At 69.7% G+C, this 17112-nt stretch carries 16 protein-coding genes; 5 read left to right on the plus strand and 11 right to left on the minus strand.

Annotated elements, in window-relative coordinates:
- Positions 1 to 89: 89 nt before the first annotated feature.
- Complete coding sequence (locus ADK57_RS16430; RefSeq protein WP_078973161.1) at positions 90 to 3050, minus strand: UPF0182 family protein; 2961 nt, start codon at positions 3048 to 3050, stop codon at positions 90 to 92.
- A 163-nt stretch (positions 3051 to 3213) separates the two neighbouring features.
- On the opposite strand from ADK57_RS16430, the gene ADK57_RS16435 reads away from it, so the two are divergent.
- The gene (locus ADK57_RS16435) at positions 3214 to 3756 is read left to right on the plus strand and encodes a PPA1309 family protein (RefSeq protein WP_053750212.1); all 543 of its coding nucleotides are present in this window, start codon (positions 3214 to 3216) and stop codon (positions 3754 to 3756) included.
- A 91-nt stretch (positions 3757 to 3847) separates the two neighbouring features.
- Here the strand turns inward: ADK57_RS16435 and ADK57_RS16440 are convergent, their stop codons facing one another.
- The 3 genes from ADK57_RS16440 to ADK57_RS16450 all read right to left on the minus strand — a co-directional run bounded on the left by ADK57_RS16440 (position 3848) and on the right by ADK57_RS16450 (position 7110).
- Entirely contained in the window at positions 3848 to 4945 is a 1098-nt protein-coding gene (locus ADK57_RS16440) for a PDZ domain-containing protein (RefSeq protein ID WP_053750213.1), read from the minus strand.
- A gap of 342 nt (positions 4946 to 5287) precedes the next feature.
- Positions 5288 to 5749 carry a molybdenum cofactor biosynthesis protein MoaE gene (locus ADK57_RS16445; protein WP_053750214.1) on the minus strand — a complete coding sequence of 154 codons (462 nt, stop codon included), beginning with the start codon at positions 5747 to 5749 and terminating at the stop codon, positions 5288 to 5290.
- A gap of 248 nt (positions 5750 to 5997) precedes the next feature.
- Positions 5998 to 7110: an SDR family oxidoreductase gene (locus ADK57_RS16450; RefSeq protein WP_053750215.1), complete on the minus strand. Its 1113-nt coding sequence runs from the start codon at positions 7108 to 7110 to the stop codon at positions 5998 to 6000.
- Positions 7111 to 7301: 191 nt separating this feature from the next.
- Here ADK57_RS16450 and ADK57_RS16455 point away from each other — a divergent pair, with 191 nt between their 5' ends.
- Together ADK57_RS16455 and ADK57_RS16460 are read left to right on the plus strand one after the other, a co-directional pair.
- A complete protein-coding gene (locus tag ADK57_RS16455) occupies positions 7302 to 8750 on the plus strand; it encodes a zinc-dependent metalloprotease (RefSeq protein WP_053750216.1) in 1449 nt (482 codons plus the stop codon).
- Positions 8747 to 9268, plus strand: coding sequence for an NUDIX hydrolase (locus ADK57_RS16460; RefSeq protein WP_053750217.1), 522 nt, complete (start codon positions 8747 to 8749; stop codon positions 9266 to 9268). Before ADK57_RS16455 ends, ADK57_RS16460 begins: the two co-directional genes overlap by 4 nt.
- A gap of 101 nt (positions 9269 to 9369) precedes the next feature.
- On the opposite strand, the gene ADK57_RS16465 is transcribed toward ADK57_RS16460, so the two are convergent.
- From ADK57_RS16465 to ADK57_RS16480, 4 genes are all read right to left on the minus strand, one after another.
- Positions 9370 to 10107 (minus strand): AIM24 family protein, encoded by a 738-nt coding sequence (locus ADK57_RS16465; protein ID WP_053750218.1) that lies wholly within the window; start codon positions 10105 to 10107, stop codon positions 9370 to 9372.
- 19 nt (positions 10108 to 10126) lie between these two features.
- Positions 10127 to 10804: an AIM24 family protein gene (locus ADK57_RS16470; protein ID WP_053750219.1), complete on the minus strand. Its 678-nt coding sequence runs from the start codon at positions 10802 to 10804 to the stop codon at positions 10127 to 10129.
- Positions 10805 to 10809: 5 nt separating this feature from the next.
- Complete coding sequence (locus ADK57_RS16475; RefSeq protein WP_053750220.1) at positions 10810 to 12378, minus strand: TerD family protein; 1569 nt, start codon at positions 12376 to 12378, stop codon at positions 10810 to 10812.
- Between the two features lie 138 nt (positions 12379 to 12516).
- The gene (locus ADK57_RS16480; protein WP_063785960.1) at positions 12517 to 13113 is read right to left on the minus strand and encodes a M48 family metallopeptidase; all 597 of its coding nucleotides are present in this window, start codon (positions 13111 to 13113) and stop codon (positions 12517 to 12519) included.
- Positions 13114 to 13369: 256 nt separating this feature from the next.
- Here ADK57_RS16480 and ADK57_RS16485 point away from each other — a divergent pair, with 256 nt between their 5' ends.
- Positions 13370 to 14584: a TOMM precursor leader peptide-binding protein gene (locus ADK57_RS16485; protein ID WP_053750222.1), complete on the plus strand. Its 1215-nt coding sequence runs from the start codon at positions 13370 to 13372 to the stop codon at positions 14582 to 14584.
- Entirely contained in the window at positions 14577 to 15944 is a 1368-nt protein-coding gene (locus ADK57_RS16490) for an ABC1 kinase family protein (RefSeq protein ID WP_053750223.1), read from the plus strand. Before ADK57_RS16485 ends, ADK57_RS16490 begins: the two co-directional genes overlap by 8 nt.
- Before the next feature lie 15 nt (positions 15945 to 15959).
- On the opposite strand, the gene ADK57_RS49940 is transcribed toward ADK57_RS16490, so the two are convergent.
- From ADK57_RS49940 to ADK57_RS16500, 3 genes are all read right to left on the minus strand, one after another.
- Positions 15960 to 16169, minus strand: a complete 210-nt coding sequence (locus ADK57_RS49940) for a hypothetical protein (RefSeq protein WP_159050076.1) — start codon at positions 16167 to 16169, stop codon at positions 15960 to 15962.
- Positions 16170 to 16307: 138 nt separating this feature from the next.
- Complete coding sequence (locus ADK57_RS16495; protein WP_053750224.1) at positions 16308 to 16631, minus strand: hypothetical protein; 324 nt, start codon at positions 16629 to 16631, stop codon at positions 16308 to 16310.
- Positions 16628 to 16996, minus strand: a complete 369-nt coding sequence (locus ADK57_RS16500) for a WhiB family transcriptional regulator (RefSeq protein ID WP_030038270.1) — start codon at positions 16994 to 16996, stop codon at positions 16628 to 16630. The genes ADK57_RS16495 and ADK57_RS16500 overlap by 4 nt, the downstream gene beginning before the upstream one ends.
- Positions 16997 to 17112 lie beyond the last annotated feature (116 nt).

The raw sequence follows: 17112 nt of genomic DNA on the forward strand, positions 1-17112 counted from the left end.
CCGTTGTTCTGCAACCGTATCACGGCGCGGGGTGGGCTTTGACCAGCTACTTTTCCGGCCGACCGATCAGCCGCTCCGGGGACTGCCGATCAGCTGCTGTCAGGACTGCCGCTCGGGCTCGGACTACCGCTCGGGCTCGGACTGCCGCCGGGACTTGGACTACTGGTGCTGCTGCCACCCGTCTTGTCCGCCGCGGCCTGCGCGTCCTCGGCCCGCTGCAGCGCGTCCTCCAGGTCCTCCTGAGCCCGGCCGTACGCCTCCCAGTCGCCCTTCTTCAGGGCTTCCTGGCCGGCGTCGAAGGCCTTCTGGGCGTCGTCCAAGGCCTTTTGGACCGTTGGGTTACTGGACGTCGGTGGTGGGGTCGTGCCCTGGTCCTCACCCTCGTCCGGTGGCTCCGTGGTCGAACCCTCCGCTCCGAAGACCTTGTTGAGGGCCTGGTCGAGGGTGTCCTCGAAGGCGGTGTTGCCTCCGTAGGTCACCAACACCTTCCGCAGCAGCGGGTACTTGAGTCCACCACCGCGTACGTAGACCGGCTCCACGTACAGCAGTCCTCCGTCGAGTGGCACAGTCAGCAGGTTGCCGTACTCCACCTCGGAGTCGCCGCCCTGCAGAAGTCTGATGGACTCGGCGATGTCCTGTTCGGAGTTGAACTGGCTCTGCACCTGTTTGGGCCCGTTGACGGTCGTACTGGTCGGCAGTTTCAGGATTCTGATCTTGCCGTAGTCGGGAGTACCCGCCTCCGCGTCGACCGCCATGAACGCACTGAGGTTGTCCCGCCCGTTGGGCGTGAAGGTGGTCGTCAGCGAGAACGCCTGCGCCGACTGGTCCGGCATCTTCATGCTCAGGTAGTACGGCGGCACCGCGTCACCCGACTTGTTGGTCGGGTCGTCCGGCACCTGCCACACCTCGCTGCCGCTGAGGAACGTGTCCGCGTCCTCGACGTGGTAGCGGCTGAGCAGCTCGCGCTGGACCTTGAACAGGTCCTGCGGGTACCGGAGATGGGCCATCAGCGAATCGGAGATGTCGGCCTTCGACTTCACCGTGCCCGGGAACGCCTTCATCCAGGTCTTCAGGACCGGGTCCTGGGTGTCCCACTGGTAGAGCTTGACCTGGCCGGTGTACGCGTCGACGGTCGCCTTCACCGAGTTGCGGATGTAGTTGACCTGGTTCTGCTGGGCCACCACCGCGCGCGAGTTGTTCGTCGCGGTCAGCGAGTCGGCCGTCGTGTCACCGAGGGTCGTACGCGAGGAGTACGGGTAGCCGTTCGTCGTCGTGTACGCGTCGACGATCCACTGGATCTTGCCGTTCACGACCGCCGGATAGGCGTCGCCGTCGATGGTCAGCCAGGGGGCCACCGCCTCGACGCGCTGCTTGGGCGTGCGGTTGTACAGAATCCGCGACCCTTCGCCGATCGCGCCGGAGTACATGATCTGCGGCTCGCTGAACGCCACCGCGTATGCGGCCCGGTTGACCGGGTTGGAGAGGTTGACCCCGCTGTCGGCCGTGTAGCTGAAGGTCTTCTCACCGCTGTCGTCGGAGTAGTCGATCTCCTTCTGGGGACCGCCGACGATGGAGTACGAGGTGGTCTTCTCGCCGTAGTAGATCCGCTGCTGGTACGTCCCGAGGTCGCCCTGGGACGGCAGGTCGGACTCGGTGAAGACCGGGCGACCCTCGGCGTCGCCGGTGGTGCCCTTGGCGGCTACCACGCCGTAGCCGTGGGTGTAGCGGAAGTGGTCGTTGATCCAGTTGTTCTTCGGAATGCCGTTGAGGTTCAGCTCACGCAGACCGATGACCGTGTCCTGGTCCTTGCCGTCCTTGCTGTAGCGGTCGACGTCCAGGTTGGTCGGGAACGCGTAGTAGTTGCGCATCTGCTGGAGCTGCTGGAACGTCGGCGAGACGACGTTCGGGTCCATGACGCGGATGCTGGCCGTGCCGTCGACGTCGTCGCGCAGCTTGGTCTTGTCCGTGGTGGTGGACTTGCCCGCGTACTCGGTGACCTTGGTGTCGTCGATGCCGTACGCCTCACGCGTCGCCTTGAGGTTCTTCGCGACGTACGGCGCTTCCTTGGCCTGCTCGTTGGGCTGGACCTGGAACTTCTGGACGATCGCCGGGTACAGACCGCCGATGAGGATCGCCGAGAGCACCATCAGACCGAAGCCGATGACGGGCAGCTGCCAGGTGCGCCGCCACAGGGTGGCGAAGAACAGCACGGCGCAGATGACGGCGATGCAGAACAGGATCGTCTTGGCCGGCAGATAGGCGTTCGCATCGACGTACCTGAGGCCGGTCCAGGCGTCGGTGGCCTTGAAGTCGCTGGACTTCACGGCCAGTCCGTACCGGTCGAGCCAGTACGCGACCGCCTTGAGGGCGACGAAGATGCCCAGCAGCACCGACAGGTGCCCGGTCGCGGCGGCCGTGGCACGCGCGCCAGGGGAGGTGATCCTCAGCCCGCCGTACAGGTAGTGGGTGAGCGCGGCTGCGATCACGGAGAGGATCGCGGCGGCGAAGCCGAAGCCGAGCAGGAACCGGTACCAGGGCAGGTCGAAGGCGTAGAAGGAGACGTCGAGGTGGAACTGCGGGTCCTTCTGGTTGAAGGACACGCCGTTGACCCACATCAGCCAGGTCCGCCACTGGCTCGACGCCGAGGCGCCGGCGATGAGGCCCACCAGGGCGGTGATTCCGAGGAGCAGCCACTTCTTGTACGGCGCGATGCCCATCCGGTAGCGGTCGAGGCTCTGCTGCTCCATCGACATGGCGCTCAGCGGGGGGCGCAGCCGGTGGGCCAGCCAGATGTTGAAGCCGACCGCCAGAGCCATCAGCAGACCGAAGACGAAGAAGAGCCCGATCTTGGTCCACAGGGTGGTCGTGAACACGGACGAGTAGTTCACCGACCGGTACCAGAGCCAGTCCGTCCAGAACCCGGCGAACATCGTGAACGCCATGCCGAGAACGGCAAGTACGCCCAGTGTCATGAGCAGGGTCCGGACTCGCCGGGACGGGCGGCCCACTCTGATCCGTGGCCCCGTCGGGCCTCCGCCGCGGTCCGGCATCTGGAAAGCCAAGGTGCGCACCTCGAAAGTCGCTGTTGGTCCGTCAGACCCGCGTCTTCACGGGCCGTCCGTGGGCCTCGTGATCGTAGGCCCACACCTATGCAACTTACTCACGCTTTACTCGGTTCCCGATTCCGGCCCTGAACGAGAGAGGATTGTGACCATGTCCAACACTCCCATGGCGGCGAGCCCGCTGACCCGGGCCGTTCTCGAGATCGACGAGTACGCCTCCGGCCTCGGCTGGGACCAGCCCGCCCGCCTCTTCGCCCTCGTAGACACCGCACGGCTGCGCACTCAGGAACCCGCCCTCGCGGCCCAGCTCGGCCTCGATGCCGAGCAGGAGACCACCGGCCTCACCCCGATCGAGCAGGACGAGATCCCGGCGGGCAAGCCGCTCGACGAGTTCCTCGGCACGATCGCCTGGCCCGACGCCGTGGTCGGCTGCGCGCTCACGGTGGAGCGCCTGATGCTGCCGCCGTCCGCCGAGGCGTCCGTCCCGGAAGGGCTGAGCGAGAAGAAGCTCGCCCAGTGGGTGGCCGAGCACCCGGACCGCCAGGAGGTCCGGATGACGGTCGCGGTCCTGCGGGACGGCGCCCGCGACTCGGCCCTGCGGCTGCGCGAGAAGGACTCCCCGACCGAGGTCCTCACGGGCGGCGACCTGGTGCCGGGGCTTGCGGAGGCACTGGCGGCGACGTTCGAGGACTGACGTTCTCCGGTACGGCGATGGTCTTCGGTACGACGCTGGGGGCGCCCTTCTTCCTGAAGGGCGCCCCCAGCCGCGTACGACGCTCGGTTCGTCAGCCCTTGGTCGTGCACTTCGGCAGGTCGGCGGTGTCGCCGGAGCGGATGTCCTCCAGGGCGCCGAGGGCGTCGTCGATGGTCTTCACCTTGACGAGGGTGAGCCCCTCCGGGGTGTCGCTAGCGGCTGCCGCGCAGTTGTCGGCGGGCGTGAGGAAGTACTGGGCGCCCTTGTTGCGCGCGCCGACCGTCTTCATCTCGATGCCGCCGATCGGTCCGACCTTGCCGTCGTCGTCGATCGTCCCGGTGCCGGCGACGAACTTGCCGCCGGTGAGGTTGCCCGGGGTGAGCTTGTCGTAGATGCCGAGCGCGAACATCAGCCCGGCACTCGGCCCGCCGACGTCGGCGAGCTTGATGTCGATGGTGAAGGGGAACGTGTGGTCCGTTCCCGCCGAGATCCCGACGATGGCGCGCTTCTCGCCGTCGTCGTCGGAGGCCTTCGTCGTGATGGTGACGTCCTCGGTCCCGGTCGCCGTCTTGTTCTCCTTCTCGGCGGCGGCCTGCTCCTTGGCGGGCACGATCGTGAAGACGACGTCCTGGCCGGGCTTGTGCTTGGTCACCAGTTCGGCGACGTCGGTGGGCTCTTTCACCACCGTCCCGTCGACGGCCTTGATCACGTCACCGGCGTGCAGCTTGCCCTCGGCCGGGGAGTCCTTGACGACGGTCGAGACGATCACCCAGGACTTCACCGGGACGTCCAGCTCCTTGAGGGCCGCGACCTTGGCGCTCTCCTGGGACTGGCTGAACTCCTCCGCGTTCTCCTGGGTCGACTGCTCCTCGGTCGTGCCGTCCGGGTAGAGGGTGTCGTGCGGCACGACCTTGTTGTCGTGCGCAAGCCACCCGTAGACGGCCTCGACGAGGTTCATCTTGTAGTCGGCGCTGGTGACCCGGACGGTGGTCATGTTCAGATGCCCACTCGTCGCGTACGTCTTGCGCCCCGAGATCTGCAGCACCGGCTCGCCGTCGTGGTCCCCGAGCGTGTTCACCGTCGGACCCGGTGACATCTCCGAATACGGCACATTGATGAAGACTCCCGCGCACAGGAGCGCGATCAGCATCAGGGTGGAGGCGAGCATCGTCGCGGTGCGGCGTGGCATGGCACGACAGTACGGGACGCTCCTGTCAGCGCACCTTCAGGGCCGTGTCCATGTGCCGGAGTGGGGCTTCTCCATGGCGGCACGGAATCGGGCGTAACCGTCGAGCTCCGGGCCGTCGCTGCGGACCTTTCGGGTCCGGTTGGCCCAACTGCCCCAGAGACCGGCGCCGACCGCAGCCACAAGCGGAATCAACAACCAGGCGAGCGCTGCCATGCCGTCCTCCCAACCCCGATGAGCGACCGCAAACTGACTGATCAGCAGATTAACCATCCGCACTGACAACGCTCACGCCAGGGGTGCGGTTACGCAACCGGAAGGGGGGTCACGGGGAGTGAGGCGGGCTCAGCAGGCGCCGACCCACTCCTCGGTCCCGTCGGAGAACTTCTGGTGCTTCCAGATGGGCACTTCGTGCTTGAGGTCGTCGATCAGCTTCCGGCACGCCTCGAAGGCCTCGCCCCGATGGGGGCAGGAGACGGCCACCACGACGGCAAGATCCCCGACCTTCAGGTCGCCCACTCGATGCACGGCCGCGAGAGCCCGCACCGGGTACTCGGCGACGACCTTCTCGGCGATCCGCCGCATCTCGGCCTCGGCACTGGGGTGGCACGAGTACCCGAGCTCGTCGACGTCGGCACCCCCGTCGTGATTCCGCACGGTCCCGACGAACAACGCGGTCCCGCCGGCGGCATCGTCCCCGACGGCCCGGAAGACCTCGTCCAGGGAGAGAGCCGTCTCCCGGATGGCCAGGAGCCTGATGGGATCCTGCGCGGCCTGCTCACCGGGGTGATCGTGTGTGGGTGCCATGCCTCCATCGTGCCGCACGCCGACGAGGACCGGGAATGAGGACCGGGAATAGCATTGTCGCCCGGCACGCGCGCGTGCCCGCTTGGAACCTGCCCGCTCTTGGAGCCTCCTACAGGGGCCCCGCCTCTGGCGGCACGGGTGGGCGCAGGCGGCAGCCCGTAGCGCCGGGCCGCGCGATCCACCCCACCCCAGCACCAGCACCAGCACCAGGCGTCGGTGTCCTCTGGCGCGCTCGCCGCACTCCGCCCTCAGATACGCCGCCGAGCCTTGCGAGCCCGCCGTACAACCGCCGCCGCACCCAGCAGGGCCACCGTCGCCCCCGCGGCTCCGGCCGCGGTCGCGTCCTTCCGCCCGAGCCGCCGCCCGGCCACCGTGTGCCTCCCGGAGACCTCGCCCAGCAGCTCCGCGAGCACCTCCTCGTTGGTCCACCGCGGCCGCCACCCCGCGTCGTGCAGGCGGCTCCCGCTCACCACCCAGGGGTACATCGTGTACGCCAGATCGCCCGCCGGGGACGGCGTCAGCCCGATCCGGTGCAGCCGGGCCGCGGCGCCCAGAGCCACGGCGGACGGCAGCTCCATCCGCCGGATCCCGCTGAGCTCCTCGACCTCCTCCTGCTCAAGCCAGCCGTCGCACCCGACGACAAGCTCCCCGTCGACCTTCTCCAGGACGGCGTACTCCAGAGCGCCGCACAGATCCTCGACGTGGCAGAACTGCCAAGCGGGCCGCGATCCGGCCACGACCAGCAGCCGCGGCGACTCGAAGTACCTGGTCAGCGCGGTGTCCGTCTCGCCCACCAGCACCGCCGGCCGCACCACGGTGACATTGAGCCCCGGATGCGCCCGCGGAGCACGTCGGCCGAGCCGCTCGATCTCCAGCAGGTCGCCGACCCCGGTCGCCTCCGCCGTGGCCCGCAGCTCCGCGTCCTCGGAGAGTGGCAGCTCGTTGTCCGGCAGGGCCCCGTAGACCATGGCCGACGTGCACAGCACGACCCGGTGCACCCCGGCCGCCGCGGCAGCCGTCAGCACGGTCTGTGTCCCCCGTACGTTGTACGCCGTACGGGCGGCGGCGTCGGTCTCCAGATCAAGGTCGAGCGCCAGATGCACCACCGCATCGGCCCCCCGCAGCTTCTCCGCGATGGCCGGATCCCGCACATCCAGGATGTGCCACTGCGCCGCCGCGCACTCGCCACGGCGCTCGTCGATGGCGATGACCTGCTTGATCTCGTCCGATGCGGCGAGCCGCTCGGTGAGCAGCGCGCCGACGCCGGATGCGGCTCCGGTGACCGCGACGACGGGCCCGCGCACTCCGGGCGTGGTTGAGTGGTTTCGCGCTGCGCGAACCTGCGGATCTGGGGAACTCACCGGGCGTCTCCAGCGGTTGTCTTCAGTACGCACGCGAGTGACGCGTACGTACCAGGTGGCATCCATCCTGCCGCAGGCTGAGAGTCGGCGAAGCACCGAGGCCCGAAGCGCCCATGGTGTCTACGCTGGGTGGTGTTATCGGGCAGTCAGCCGTCGGAGACAACCGGCGGCCTTACCAGCCGAGGAATCCCGTGAGTGACACCCCATTCGGATTCGGCCTTCCGCCGGAGGAGCCGGACGACGGCGACGAGGGCAAGAAGAAGGACCCGCAGAGCGGCGGTGGTCAGGGCCCGGCCAACCCGTTCGGTTTCGGCGGGCTGCCCGGTGCCGGAGGCTTTGGCGGCCCCGGTGCGGACAATCCGCTCGCTGCCATGTTCGGTTCGCTGAACCCCAACGACCTGGGCGCCGCCTTCCAGCAGCTGGGCCAGATGCTCTCGTACGAGGGCGGTCCGGTGAACTGGGACATGGCCAAACAGATCGCCCGCCAGACGGTCTCCCAGGGCACGGCGGACGGCACCAAGGACGCGAGCGTCGGCCCCGCCGAGCGCACCGCGGTCGAGGAGGCCGTCCGACTTGCCGACCTGTGGCTCGACGACGCGACGTCCCTGCCGTCCGGCGCGGGATCCGCGGTGGCCTGGAGCCGCGCGGAGTGGGTCGAGGCGACCCTGCCCGCCTGGAAGGAGCTCGTGGACCCGGTCGCCGAGCGCGTCGGCGCAGCCATGGGCGATGTCCTGCCGGAGGAGATGCAGGCCATGGCCGGCCCGCTGATCGGCATGATGCGCTCGATGGGCGGCGCCATGTTCGGCACGCAGATCGGGCAGGCCGTCGGCGTGCTCGCGGGCGAGGTCGTCGGTTCCACCGACATCGGCCTGCCGCTCGGCCCGGCCGGCAAGGCCGCGCTGCTGCCGGTGAACATCGAGGCCTTCGGCAAGGACCTCGGCGTGCCGAAGGAGGAGGTGCAGCTGTATCTCGCCTTGCGCGAGGCCGCCCACCAGCGCCTCTTCGCGCACGTGCCGTGGCTGCGCTCGCACCTGTACGGCGCGGTCGACGGGTACGCGCGCGGGATCAAGGTCGACACCGCCAAGCTGGAGGACGTGGTCGGCCAGTTCGACCCGCAGAACCCCGAGCAGCTGCAGGACGCCCTCCAGCAAGGCATGTTCCAGCCGGAGGACACGCCGGAGCAGAAGGCCGCCCTTGCCCGTCTGGAGACGGCCCTGGCGCTTGTCGAGGGCTGGGTGGACGCGGTGGTGCACGCGGCGGCGAAGCCGCGGCTGTCGTCCGCGGACGCGCTGCGCGAGACCCTGCGCCGCCGCCGCGCCTCGGGCGGTCCGGCAGAGCAGACGTTCGCCACGCTGATCGGCCTGGAGTTGCGCCCGCGCCGCCTGCGTGACGCCTCCCGTCTGTGGGCCTCGCTCACCGACGCGCGCGGTGTCGACGGCCGGGACGCCCTGTGGGCGCACCCGGACATGCTGCCGACGGCCTCCGACCTGGACGACCCGGACGGCTTCGTGCACCGCGAGCAGCTGGACTTCTCCGAGCTGGACAAGATGCTCGGCGAGGCGGCGGGCAAGCCCGACCTCAAGAAGAAGGACTCCACGGACGTGGACGAGGACACGGACAAGGGCGACGACACCGAGTGAGCCTGTACGACGACGCGGTCCTCGTGCTGAAGGGTCACGAGGACCAGCAAGAGCTGCGGCAGGCCTACCTGGACCACCTCGCCGCCCACCCGGACGGCATGTGGAAGGCCTGCCAGGCGGGCCACATCACGGCGAGCGCCCTGGTGGTCGACCCTGAGCGCGGCCGGGTGCTGCTCACGCTCCACAAGAAGCTGCGCATGTGGCTCCAGATGGGCGGCCACTGCGAGCCTCAGGACGCCTCCCTGGAGGCGGCGGCCCTGCGCGAGGCCACGGAGGAGTCCGGCGTCGAGGGGCTGACGCTGCTTCCCGGCGGCCCGGTGCGCCTCGACCGGCATCCCATCCCGGCGCCGTGCCACTGGCACTTCGACGTCCAGTACGCGGCCGTGGCCCCGCCCGACGCGGCGCACGCGGTCAGCGACGAGTCGCTCGACGTTCGCTGGTTCGGATACGACGAGGTGGCGGCCGTGGCGGACGAGTCGGTCGCACGACTGCTCGACGCGACCCGCGCGCGGCTTTGAAGGCTGCTTTCCAAAGGATTGCGTAAGGGGCGCCCGCCAGGGCGGGCGCCCCTTACGTCTGCTGTCCGGGCGATGCCGGACGATCAGGCGTTGCCGGACGATCAGGCGTTGCTTCCCCCGAGGGAGTTGCCCCGCATACCGAACTGGCCGACCATTCCCGACGAGCGCAGGTGCTGCGGCGGCAGCAGCTCGCTGGGCTGCACCAGAACGTGCCCCGTGCCGGAGAACTGCATCTCCCAGCCCTCGCCGGTGGAGCCGCGGCGGCGCCACACGGCGGACGTGGAGGTGGGGGCCTGCAGCTGGGTGCGCAGGGACGTGGACCAGGCGACCACCGCGTCCGCGTCGCAGCAGACGTTCTTCTCCGGGGTCACCTCCATCACCAGGGGCTCGCCGGAGGTCATGAGGACGACCTGTCCGGAGCCGGACAGCTCCAGGTTGTAGGCACCCGCCGCGGCGATCTCCACGGCACTGTCGACCGCGACGATGCCGACCCCGAGGGAGCCGTCGAAGGCGAGGACGTAGGAGCTGTCGACGGTCAGGCCGCGGCCGACCTCCATGATGTGCAGGTGCTGGGCGAGGTTGGCGAGGTAGACGATGCCGTTGCCCTTGCAGCGCATCAGTTCCAGGCGCTCGCCGGTCATCCGCTCGGCATTGCGCCAACTGCGGTTGCGGTACTGGCTGTCGAACTCCACCTGCCCCTCGAAGGCCACCATGGCGCCCTGGCGGGCGAGCACGGCGCTGCTGCCCTGGGTGACGTCGGTCTTGAGGAGCTGCGGGTTCTGCAACGTGTAGCGGCCGGTGGACTCCACCGGGACGTGTGCGAAGAGTGTGCTGTGCATGATGTGCGTGGTGCCCCTCTCAGCCCCGGATCTTGAATCGGTCGCCGGTGTCCTCGCTCGGCTGGACGACCACGAAGCCCTGTCCCTTGAAGCCGATCTGGAAGGCCTCACCGCTGCCCCGGCCGATGAGGGCGCTCGCCTTGACCGTGCGCCGGGCCTTCATGTCCAGGCCGGTCGTCCAGGCGATCAGCGCGTCCGGGTCGACGTACGTCTCCCGTTCGGCGCAGTCCAGGGCCATCGGAATGCCGCGGCTGACCAGCGCGACCCAGCCGGTACCCCGAACCACGAGGTTGGTCAGGCCCGAGCCGGACAGCTTGGCGAGCCCCTTGACCGGTTCGATGGTCAGTTCCAGCGAGGCGTCGCAGGCCAGCAGCGTGGCACCGTTGACCGAGAGAGCCTCGCCGTTCAGGTGGAGGACGAGGACGTCGCCGCCGTAGTCGGCGAGGTAGAGGTCGCCGTCACCGCGGCAGATCATCAGCCGGCCGCCCTCGCCGGAGACCATCTCCTCCGCCGAACGGCGCAGGCTGGCGGGCGCCCCGTCGAACTGCACATAGCCGTCGTACGCGATCATCGAGCCGGCCTTCGCCAGCAGATCGTGTCCGGTGGCCATGGTGACCTTGAGCGTCTTGGAGCTGTGCACGCTCATGCGGACGCCGGTCGAAGCGGCGCGGTGCGCGCTGAGAGTCTGGGTGTCCATGGGCCTCACACCTCGAAGGGCTGTACGACGACGAAGTTGCCGGGGGCGCCGCGGAACTGGAGGTTCACGGCCTCCATGGACTGCCGGGAATACCCGGAGCGGCGCAGCCTGAGCGAGGTCGTGGTGACGGCCTGTGCACCGGCGGACCAGGCGATCACGGCGTTCCCGTCGACGTAGGTGGCCGGGCCGACGGGGATGACGACCGGCACGCCGCGTGTCTTCACTGCGACCGCTCCGGTGCCCGAGAAGAGCATGCTGAACAGGCCGCCGCCCGGCAGGCCCGCGCCCTCGATGCGGCGTACCTCGGTGTCCAGGGCCTCGTCGAAGGCGAGGACGCCCTGCGCACTGGTGTAGAGCTGCTCCCCCTGGAGGCGGATGACGAACACCCGGCTGGCCTCGTCGGCGAGGAACACCTCGCCGTCACCGGAACAGCGCATCAGGGACATGCCCTGACCGGTGAGAGCACCGGTGAGCTTGCCGAGCAGACCTGAGCCCTTGTGAGCGAAGTCGATGTCGCCCTGGTAGGCGACCATGCTGCCCTGCTTGGCGAGGATGGGGGCGCCCTTGGTGAGCGTGGCCCGCACGAGCTGCGGGTTCTGCTCCGTCCAGCGGTCACCTACGGGGGCTTCGGCGTACTTCGTCAGGACGACACGGACGTTCGCCTCGGGCGGCACCGGCGCGATCGCCGTGCCGCCGCCGAAGGGCTGAGCCTGGCCCGGGAAGGCCGCGGGAGCGCCCGGCGGCGTGAACTGGCCCGCGGGGGCCCCGGGGGGCGCGAACTGGCCGGCCGGTGCCCCGGGGGGCGTGAACATCTGCGGGCTTGTCGGCGCGGGCGCCTGCGGCGGGACGCCGGGCGGGGTGCCGACTCCGCCGGGCGGAGTGGTGCCGACGATCGTGGGTGCGGTGTGGATGGACGGGGCCGCGGGGGCCGGCGTGGGAGCTCCGAAGCCGGGTGCCGCGGGGGGCGTCTGGGGGGCGGCGGCCTGAGGCGGGGGCGCGAACGCCGGCGCCTGGGACGGCGCGGGGGCGGCCGGGGCCGGCTCCTCCTCGGCGACCTCTCCGCCGAAGTTCTTCAGCAGCGCGTCGAGGCCGCCGTCGAAGCCCTGTCCGACCGCGGCGAACCGCCAGACGTCCTTCAGGTACAGGTCGCCCAGCATGACGGCACGTTCCGTGGAGAACTCACCGCCGTCGAAGGAGTACCGGGCCACCTCCTCGCCGCCGGCGACGATACGGACGTATCCGGAGGCGATCTGTGACATCTGACCGGCGCCGTCGATCGTCGCCGTGAACGACAGCTTCTGGATCTGCGGCGGAATCTTGTCGAGGGTGACCCTGAAGGCCTCCGTGTCGCCCGCCTGCGCGCCCAGGAGCTGAATGGATTCCTCGGGGGACTTCGGCTGGTTGAAGAAGATGAAGTACTGGTCGTCCGAGAGCCGTTCGTCGGCGTCGAGCCCGAAGCAGCTGATGTCGAACGTCAGTCCGGGGCCGGAGATCTGTACGCCTACGTACAGATCCGTGCCCGCGGTGAGGTCACTGATCTTGGCCTTGTGGCCGCGTTGGAATTCCCTGGCCATGCGTAACGACCGTCCCCCATCCCGAATGTGAGTGCGTCGCGACAGGCTAACGGCAAACTCGGACACCGAAGGAAGTCGGTACAGATCCGGTACAAAATCCCGCGCGGTCCTCGACTCGCGACGCCGACGGGCCGGCCGTCACTCTCCGCCCGCGCCCGACAGGTGGGGCAACCGCTCGGCGGCGACCACTCCTTCGAGATATCCCCGGGCCCGCTCGGTGCGCGGATACGCCTCCAGCAGCCGCCAGAAGCGGGGCCCGTGTCCGGGTACGAGCAGATGCGCGAGCTCGTGGAGGAGTACGTAGTCGACGACGTACTCGGGCATGCCCTGCAGGCGGTGCGACAGACGGATGCTGCCCTCGGAAGGGGTGCACGAGCCCCAGCGGGTGTTCTGGTTGGTGACCCAGCGCACCGAGTTCGGCCGGGCCCGGCCGTCGAAGTACTGGGTCGAGAGGCGCTGGGCACGCTCGGCCAACTCGGCGTCGCCGAGCACTCGCTTGCTCTCCTGGGCGGCCAGCTTGTCGAGCATGACGCTCACCCAGCGCTGCTCCTCGGCCTCGGACATCCGGGCAGGGATGAGCACGACGGTGCGATCGCCCTCGCGGTACGCGGAGACCGTCCGGCGTCGACGGGAACTCCTGCGCACTTCGATCGCGCTCGCCCCCGAGCCGCTCGGCGGCAGGCTCGTCGTGCTGCGCTGTGGCGTTCCGGCGCGGTGCAGTGGGTCGGCGGGCACGCCCCGACGTTACCCGCTGCACACGGGGGAAGTCCCGACTCCGGGTCGGTTCGGTTCCGATCCCCCACATGCGTTTGATTCGTACGACTGACTTGTACGACTAACACCCCCTGCCTGTGGACAACTTTCGGCACCCGGCGGCGGGCCCGGGCATGCTGGCTCTTGCCGGCGGAGCTGCGACCGACTTCCAACGGCAGGCGGGGATGTTCTACGAGGGCTACGGGGGCCTGTCATGCAGTCGATGGATCCACATCCGATGGTTCCGCTCGTGAAGCCCGCGCTCCGGCGCGGCTGGCGCGATCTCAACACCGTGCAGTTCGGGATGACACCGGCGCACGCGATGACGCTGGGTCCGATGGACACGGCGACAGGCAGTTTCCTGGACCTGCTCAACGGCACGCGCGGGCTTCCGCTTCTGCGGGAGGAGGGCCGTCGCATGGATCTGCCGGACGGGCATGTCGACGCGCTGGTGGAACGCCTCGCGCGGTTCGGGCTCGTCGACGACGCGAAGGGCGGCGGCCCGGCCGCCGAGGCCCTGCGCGCCAAGAAGGAGGTCCTCGACCGGCTGCGTCCCGACCTGGCCTCGCTCTCCCTGACCACGTCCGAACCCGGCGATGCGATCAGGCTCCTGGCTGCCCGCGGCTCCCTGCGCGTGCAGGTGAGAGGAGCCGGGCGGGTGGGCGCGGTCCTGGCCTCGCTGCTGTCGGGGGCCGGGGTCGGCGAGGTCGAAGTCCGCGACGTGGGCTCGGTCGAGCCCGGAGACATCGCGCCGGGCGGGCTGCCCGCCGAGTCCGTCGGTGACCGCAGGGAGGAGGCGGCGCGGCGCGCCGTGCGGCGGTCGGCGCCGGACCGCCCAGCGCGCCGCAGCCCCCGCACGCCGTCCGAGGGCGACGACCCCGGCCTGTCCCTCGTGATCCTCGCCCCACGGGACGACGTGGACGTGCACGCACCCCTCCCGTCCGCCGCCGACCCCCTGATCACCTCCGGCACCCCCCATCTGTACGTCGGCGTGGTGGAGGCGACCGGAGTGGTGGGCCCGTTCGTGCTGCCGGGGGAGACGGGCTGCGCCGGCTGCCTGCACGAGGCGCGCACGGACCGCGACCAGGTCTGGCCCCGCCTGGTCGCACAGTGGCGTTCCGGCAGACCACGCCGGGTGCGGTCCTGCGATCTGGCGCTGGCCACAACGGTCGCGGGCCTTGCCGCCGCACACGCGCTCGCCTTCCTGGACGGCCAGGTCCCGTCGAGCGCCGGCGCACGTTGGGAGGTCTCCCTGCCCGCCCTCCACTGGCATGCGCGGCCGGTCTGGGGGCACCCCGCATGTCCGTGTGGAGCAGCGGAGAAAGGTAAGGGGGAACACACACCCAAGGAAGAGGAGTCGCACGAGACAATGGCGGAGCAACGACCGTCGAAGGAGTTTCGCCGTACGACACACGCGGCGCGGCTTGCTGGGACCTGGAGGGCGCATGTCTGATCTTCCCCGCAAGGCGGTCACCCGTACCGCCAAGCTCGCCGCGCTGCCGCTCGGGTTCGCCGGACGGGCGACCTGGGGACTCGGCAAGCGGATCGTCGGCGAGTCCGCCGAGCTGGTCGGCCGCGAGCTGCAACAGCGCACGGCCGAGCAGCTGTTCAAGGTGCTCGGCGAGCTCAAGGGCGGCGCGATGAAGTTCGGCCAGGCCCTGTCCGTCTTCGAATCGGCGCTCCCCGAGGAGATCGCCGGCCCCTACCGGGTGGCGCTGACCAAGCTCCAGGAGGCGGCGCCTCCGATGCCGACGCGCACCATGCACGCAGTGCTGGACGAGCGCCTCGGCGAGAACTGGCGTGAGCTGTTCCTCGAGTTCGAGGACAAGCCCTCGGCGGCCGCCTCGATCGGCCAGGTGCACCGCGGGACGTGGCGCGACGGCCGTGAGGTGGCGGTCAAGGTGCAGTACCCCGGCGCGGGCGAGGCCCTACTGTCCGACTTGAACCAATTGAGCCGTTTTGCCCGCCTGCTGGGCCCCCTCGTCCCCGGCGTGGACATCAAACCTCTGATCTCGGAGCTCAGGGACCGCGTCTCCGAGGAACTGGACTACGGTCTGGAGGCACAGGCCCAGCAGGCGCATGCCGAGGAGTTCACCGACGACCCTGACGTCGTGGTGCCCAATGTGGTGCACCAGTGCGACCAGGTGCTGATCACGGAATGGATGGACGGTGTCCCGCTGTCCGAGGTGATCGCCGACGGCACCCAGGAGCAGCGCGACCGGGCCGGCCAGCTCCTGGCCCGCTTCCTTTTCTCCGGGCCCGCCCGCACCGGGCTGTTGCACGCCGACCCGCACCCGGGCAACTTCCGCCTCCTGCCCGGTGGCCCGGACGGAAAGGACGACTGGCGCCTGGGCGTCCTGGACTTCGGCACGGTCGACCGCCTCCCGGGCGGCCTGCCGACTCCGATCGGCACCTCCCTGCGGATGACGCTCGACGGCGAGGCGGACGCGGTCTACGAACTCCTTTGCACCGAGGGTTTCGTCAAGGAGTCCATAGAGCTGGACCCGAACGCCGTCCTCGACTACCTCCTGCCGATCATCGAACCGGCCCAGGCCGAGTCGTTCACCTTCACCCGCGGATGGATGCGCAGCCAGGCGGCCCGGATCGGCGACCCGCGCTCCCCCGCCTACCAGCTGGCCAAGCAGCTCAACCTTCCCCCCGCGTATCTCCTCATCCACCGGGTGACATTGAGCACAATCGGCGTGCTGTGCCAGCTGGGCTCGACGGTGCGCCTACGCGAGGAGTTGGAGGAGTGGCTGCCTGGGTTCGTGACGGAGGAAGGCCTGGAAGAGGAACCGGCGGCGGAGGCATGAGGCTTCGCGGAAGGCTCACCACCAGGCCGAGTCCAGCCGCCCCTCGATCGCTCTGAGGTTCTCCCGGGAGCAGGCGTTGCAGAAGTACTGACGGACGCCGCTCTCCACGGAGCAGGTCCAGGTGGGCTGCGGGCCCTCGGCCACGGTGCCACACCGGGCGCACACAAGGGGCTCGAGCTCCTTGGCGGAGCCGCCGTCGTCACTGCCTCCGGGAAGACTCGTCACCCGGTGACGATATCCCCGCGATCTGCGGATCGGCGGACACAACGCACCGCGGGGGCCGGTCCGTTCGGACGGACCGGCCCCCGCGGTGAGAGCTCCGCCTCCCCGACCGGGAGGCCACCGCTTCAGGTGTGTTCGGGATTACTGCATGACGGCCATGGCGAGCGCGCGGCGGGCACGCAGCGAGGCGCGCTCCGCCCGACGCTGCATCCGGCGGGCGGTCGCCAGGCGCACGGCCCGGCGTTCCCGCTCGGCGGCCTGCAGGCGCTCGTGCATATGCGCACGAGCCAGGGCTTCTGGGATGAGTTGCATCTCTCGGGTCCTGTTCTGGCGCGAGTCGATCGCACCACTGGTGGTGAAGTCTTCAGGCGCGGAGCCTGCGAGTTCGTCGGTGGACGGCTTCATCGGGGCCTGCTTCTTGGGGTCGTGCGTGAGGGGGCGGTCGATCGTTCCTGCGGTGTTCATGCCGTGACCGGGTTCTTGCGCGGGCGACCACGCGGCCGCTTCCGGGCGACGACGACACCCTGGACGAACAGCTCGCCACCCCAGACGCCCCAGGGCTCGCGCCGCTCCTTGGCGCCGGCGAGGCAGGCCTCGACCAGCGGGCAGGTGCGGCAGAGCGACTTGGCGTACTCGACGTCGGCCGGCGACTCCGCGAAGAAGACCTCCGGGTCGTACGAACGGCAGGGGACGGGTACGCCGAGGTTCTCGATGGCGTCGTCGAGCGCGGTGAGCGCAGTGAGCGGGGTCAAGGTGGAGTCCTCCGTGAGGCCGGGCGGGGGGATCGTTTCGGAAGGCGGTACGGACGGGGCGTGCGCTTCGAGTTGCACGGTTCGTCTTCCTCGTCTGTCGTTCCGGCCCTGTTGGGCCGAGTGGCGGCTGGTACCGGGTTCTTTTCTTGTCCCGAGGCCCCTTCGCTCCGTCGTCCCCGTTCGGGGACAAACAG

The sequence above is a fragment of the Streptomyces sp. MMG1533 genome (genome assembly GCF_001279775.1).
Lineage (GTDB): Bacteria > Actinomycetota > Actinomycetes > Streptomycetales > Streptomycetaceae > Streptomyces.

Bases quoted from the DNA above. Each gene is read 5' to 3' on its own strand.
- ADK57_RS16430 (WP_078973161.1), bottom strand. From the start codon at position 3,050: ATGCCGGACCGCGGCGGAGGCCCGACGGGGCCACGGATCAGAGTGGGC.
- ADK57_RS16490 (WP_053750223.1), top strand. From the start codon at position 14,577: ATGTCTGATCTTCCCCGCAAGGCGGTCACCCGTACCGCCAAGCTCGCC.
- ADK57_RS16495 (WP_053750224.1), bottom strand. From the start codon at position 16,631: ATGAACACCGCAGGAACGATCGACCGCCCCCTCACGCACGACCCCAAG.
- ADK57_RS16475 (WP_053750220.1), bottom strand. From the start codon at position 12,378: ATGGCCAGGGAATTCCAACGCGGCCACAAGGCCAAGATCAGTGACCTC.
- ADK57_RS16470 (WP_053750219.1), bottom strand. From the start codon at position 10,804: ATGGACACCCAGACTCTCAGCGCGCACCGCGCCGCTTCGACCGGCGTC.
- ADK57_RS16445 (WP_053750214.1), bottom strand. From the start codon at position 5,749: ATGGCACCCACACACGATCACCCCGGTGAGCAGGCCGCGCAGGATCCC.
- ADK57_RS16440 (WP_053750213.1), bottom strand. From the start codon at position 4,945: ATGCCACGCCGCACCGCGACGATGCTCGCCTCCACCCTGATGCTGATC.
- ADK57_RS16435 (WP_053750212.1), top strand. From the start codon at position 3,214: ATGTCCAACACTCCCATGGCGGCGAGCCCGCTGACCCGGGCCGTTCTC.
- ADK57_RS16465 (WP_053750218.1), bottom strand. From the start codon at position 10,107: ATGCACAGCACACTCTTCGCACACGTCCCGGTGGAGTCCACCGGCCGC.
- ADK57_RS16485 (WP_053750222.1), top strand. From the start codon at position 13,370: ATGGTTCCGCTCGTGAAGCCCGCGCTCCGGCGCGGCTGGCGCGATCTC.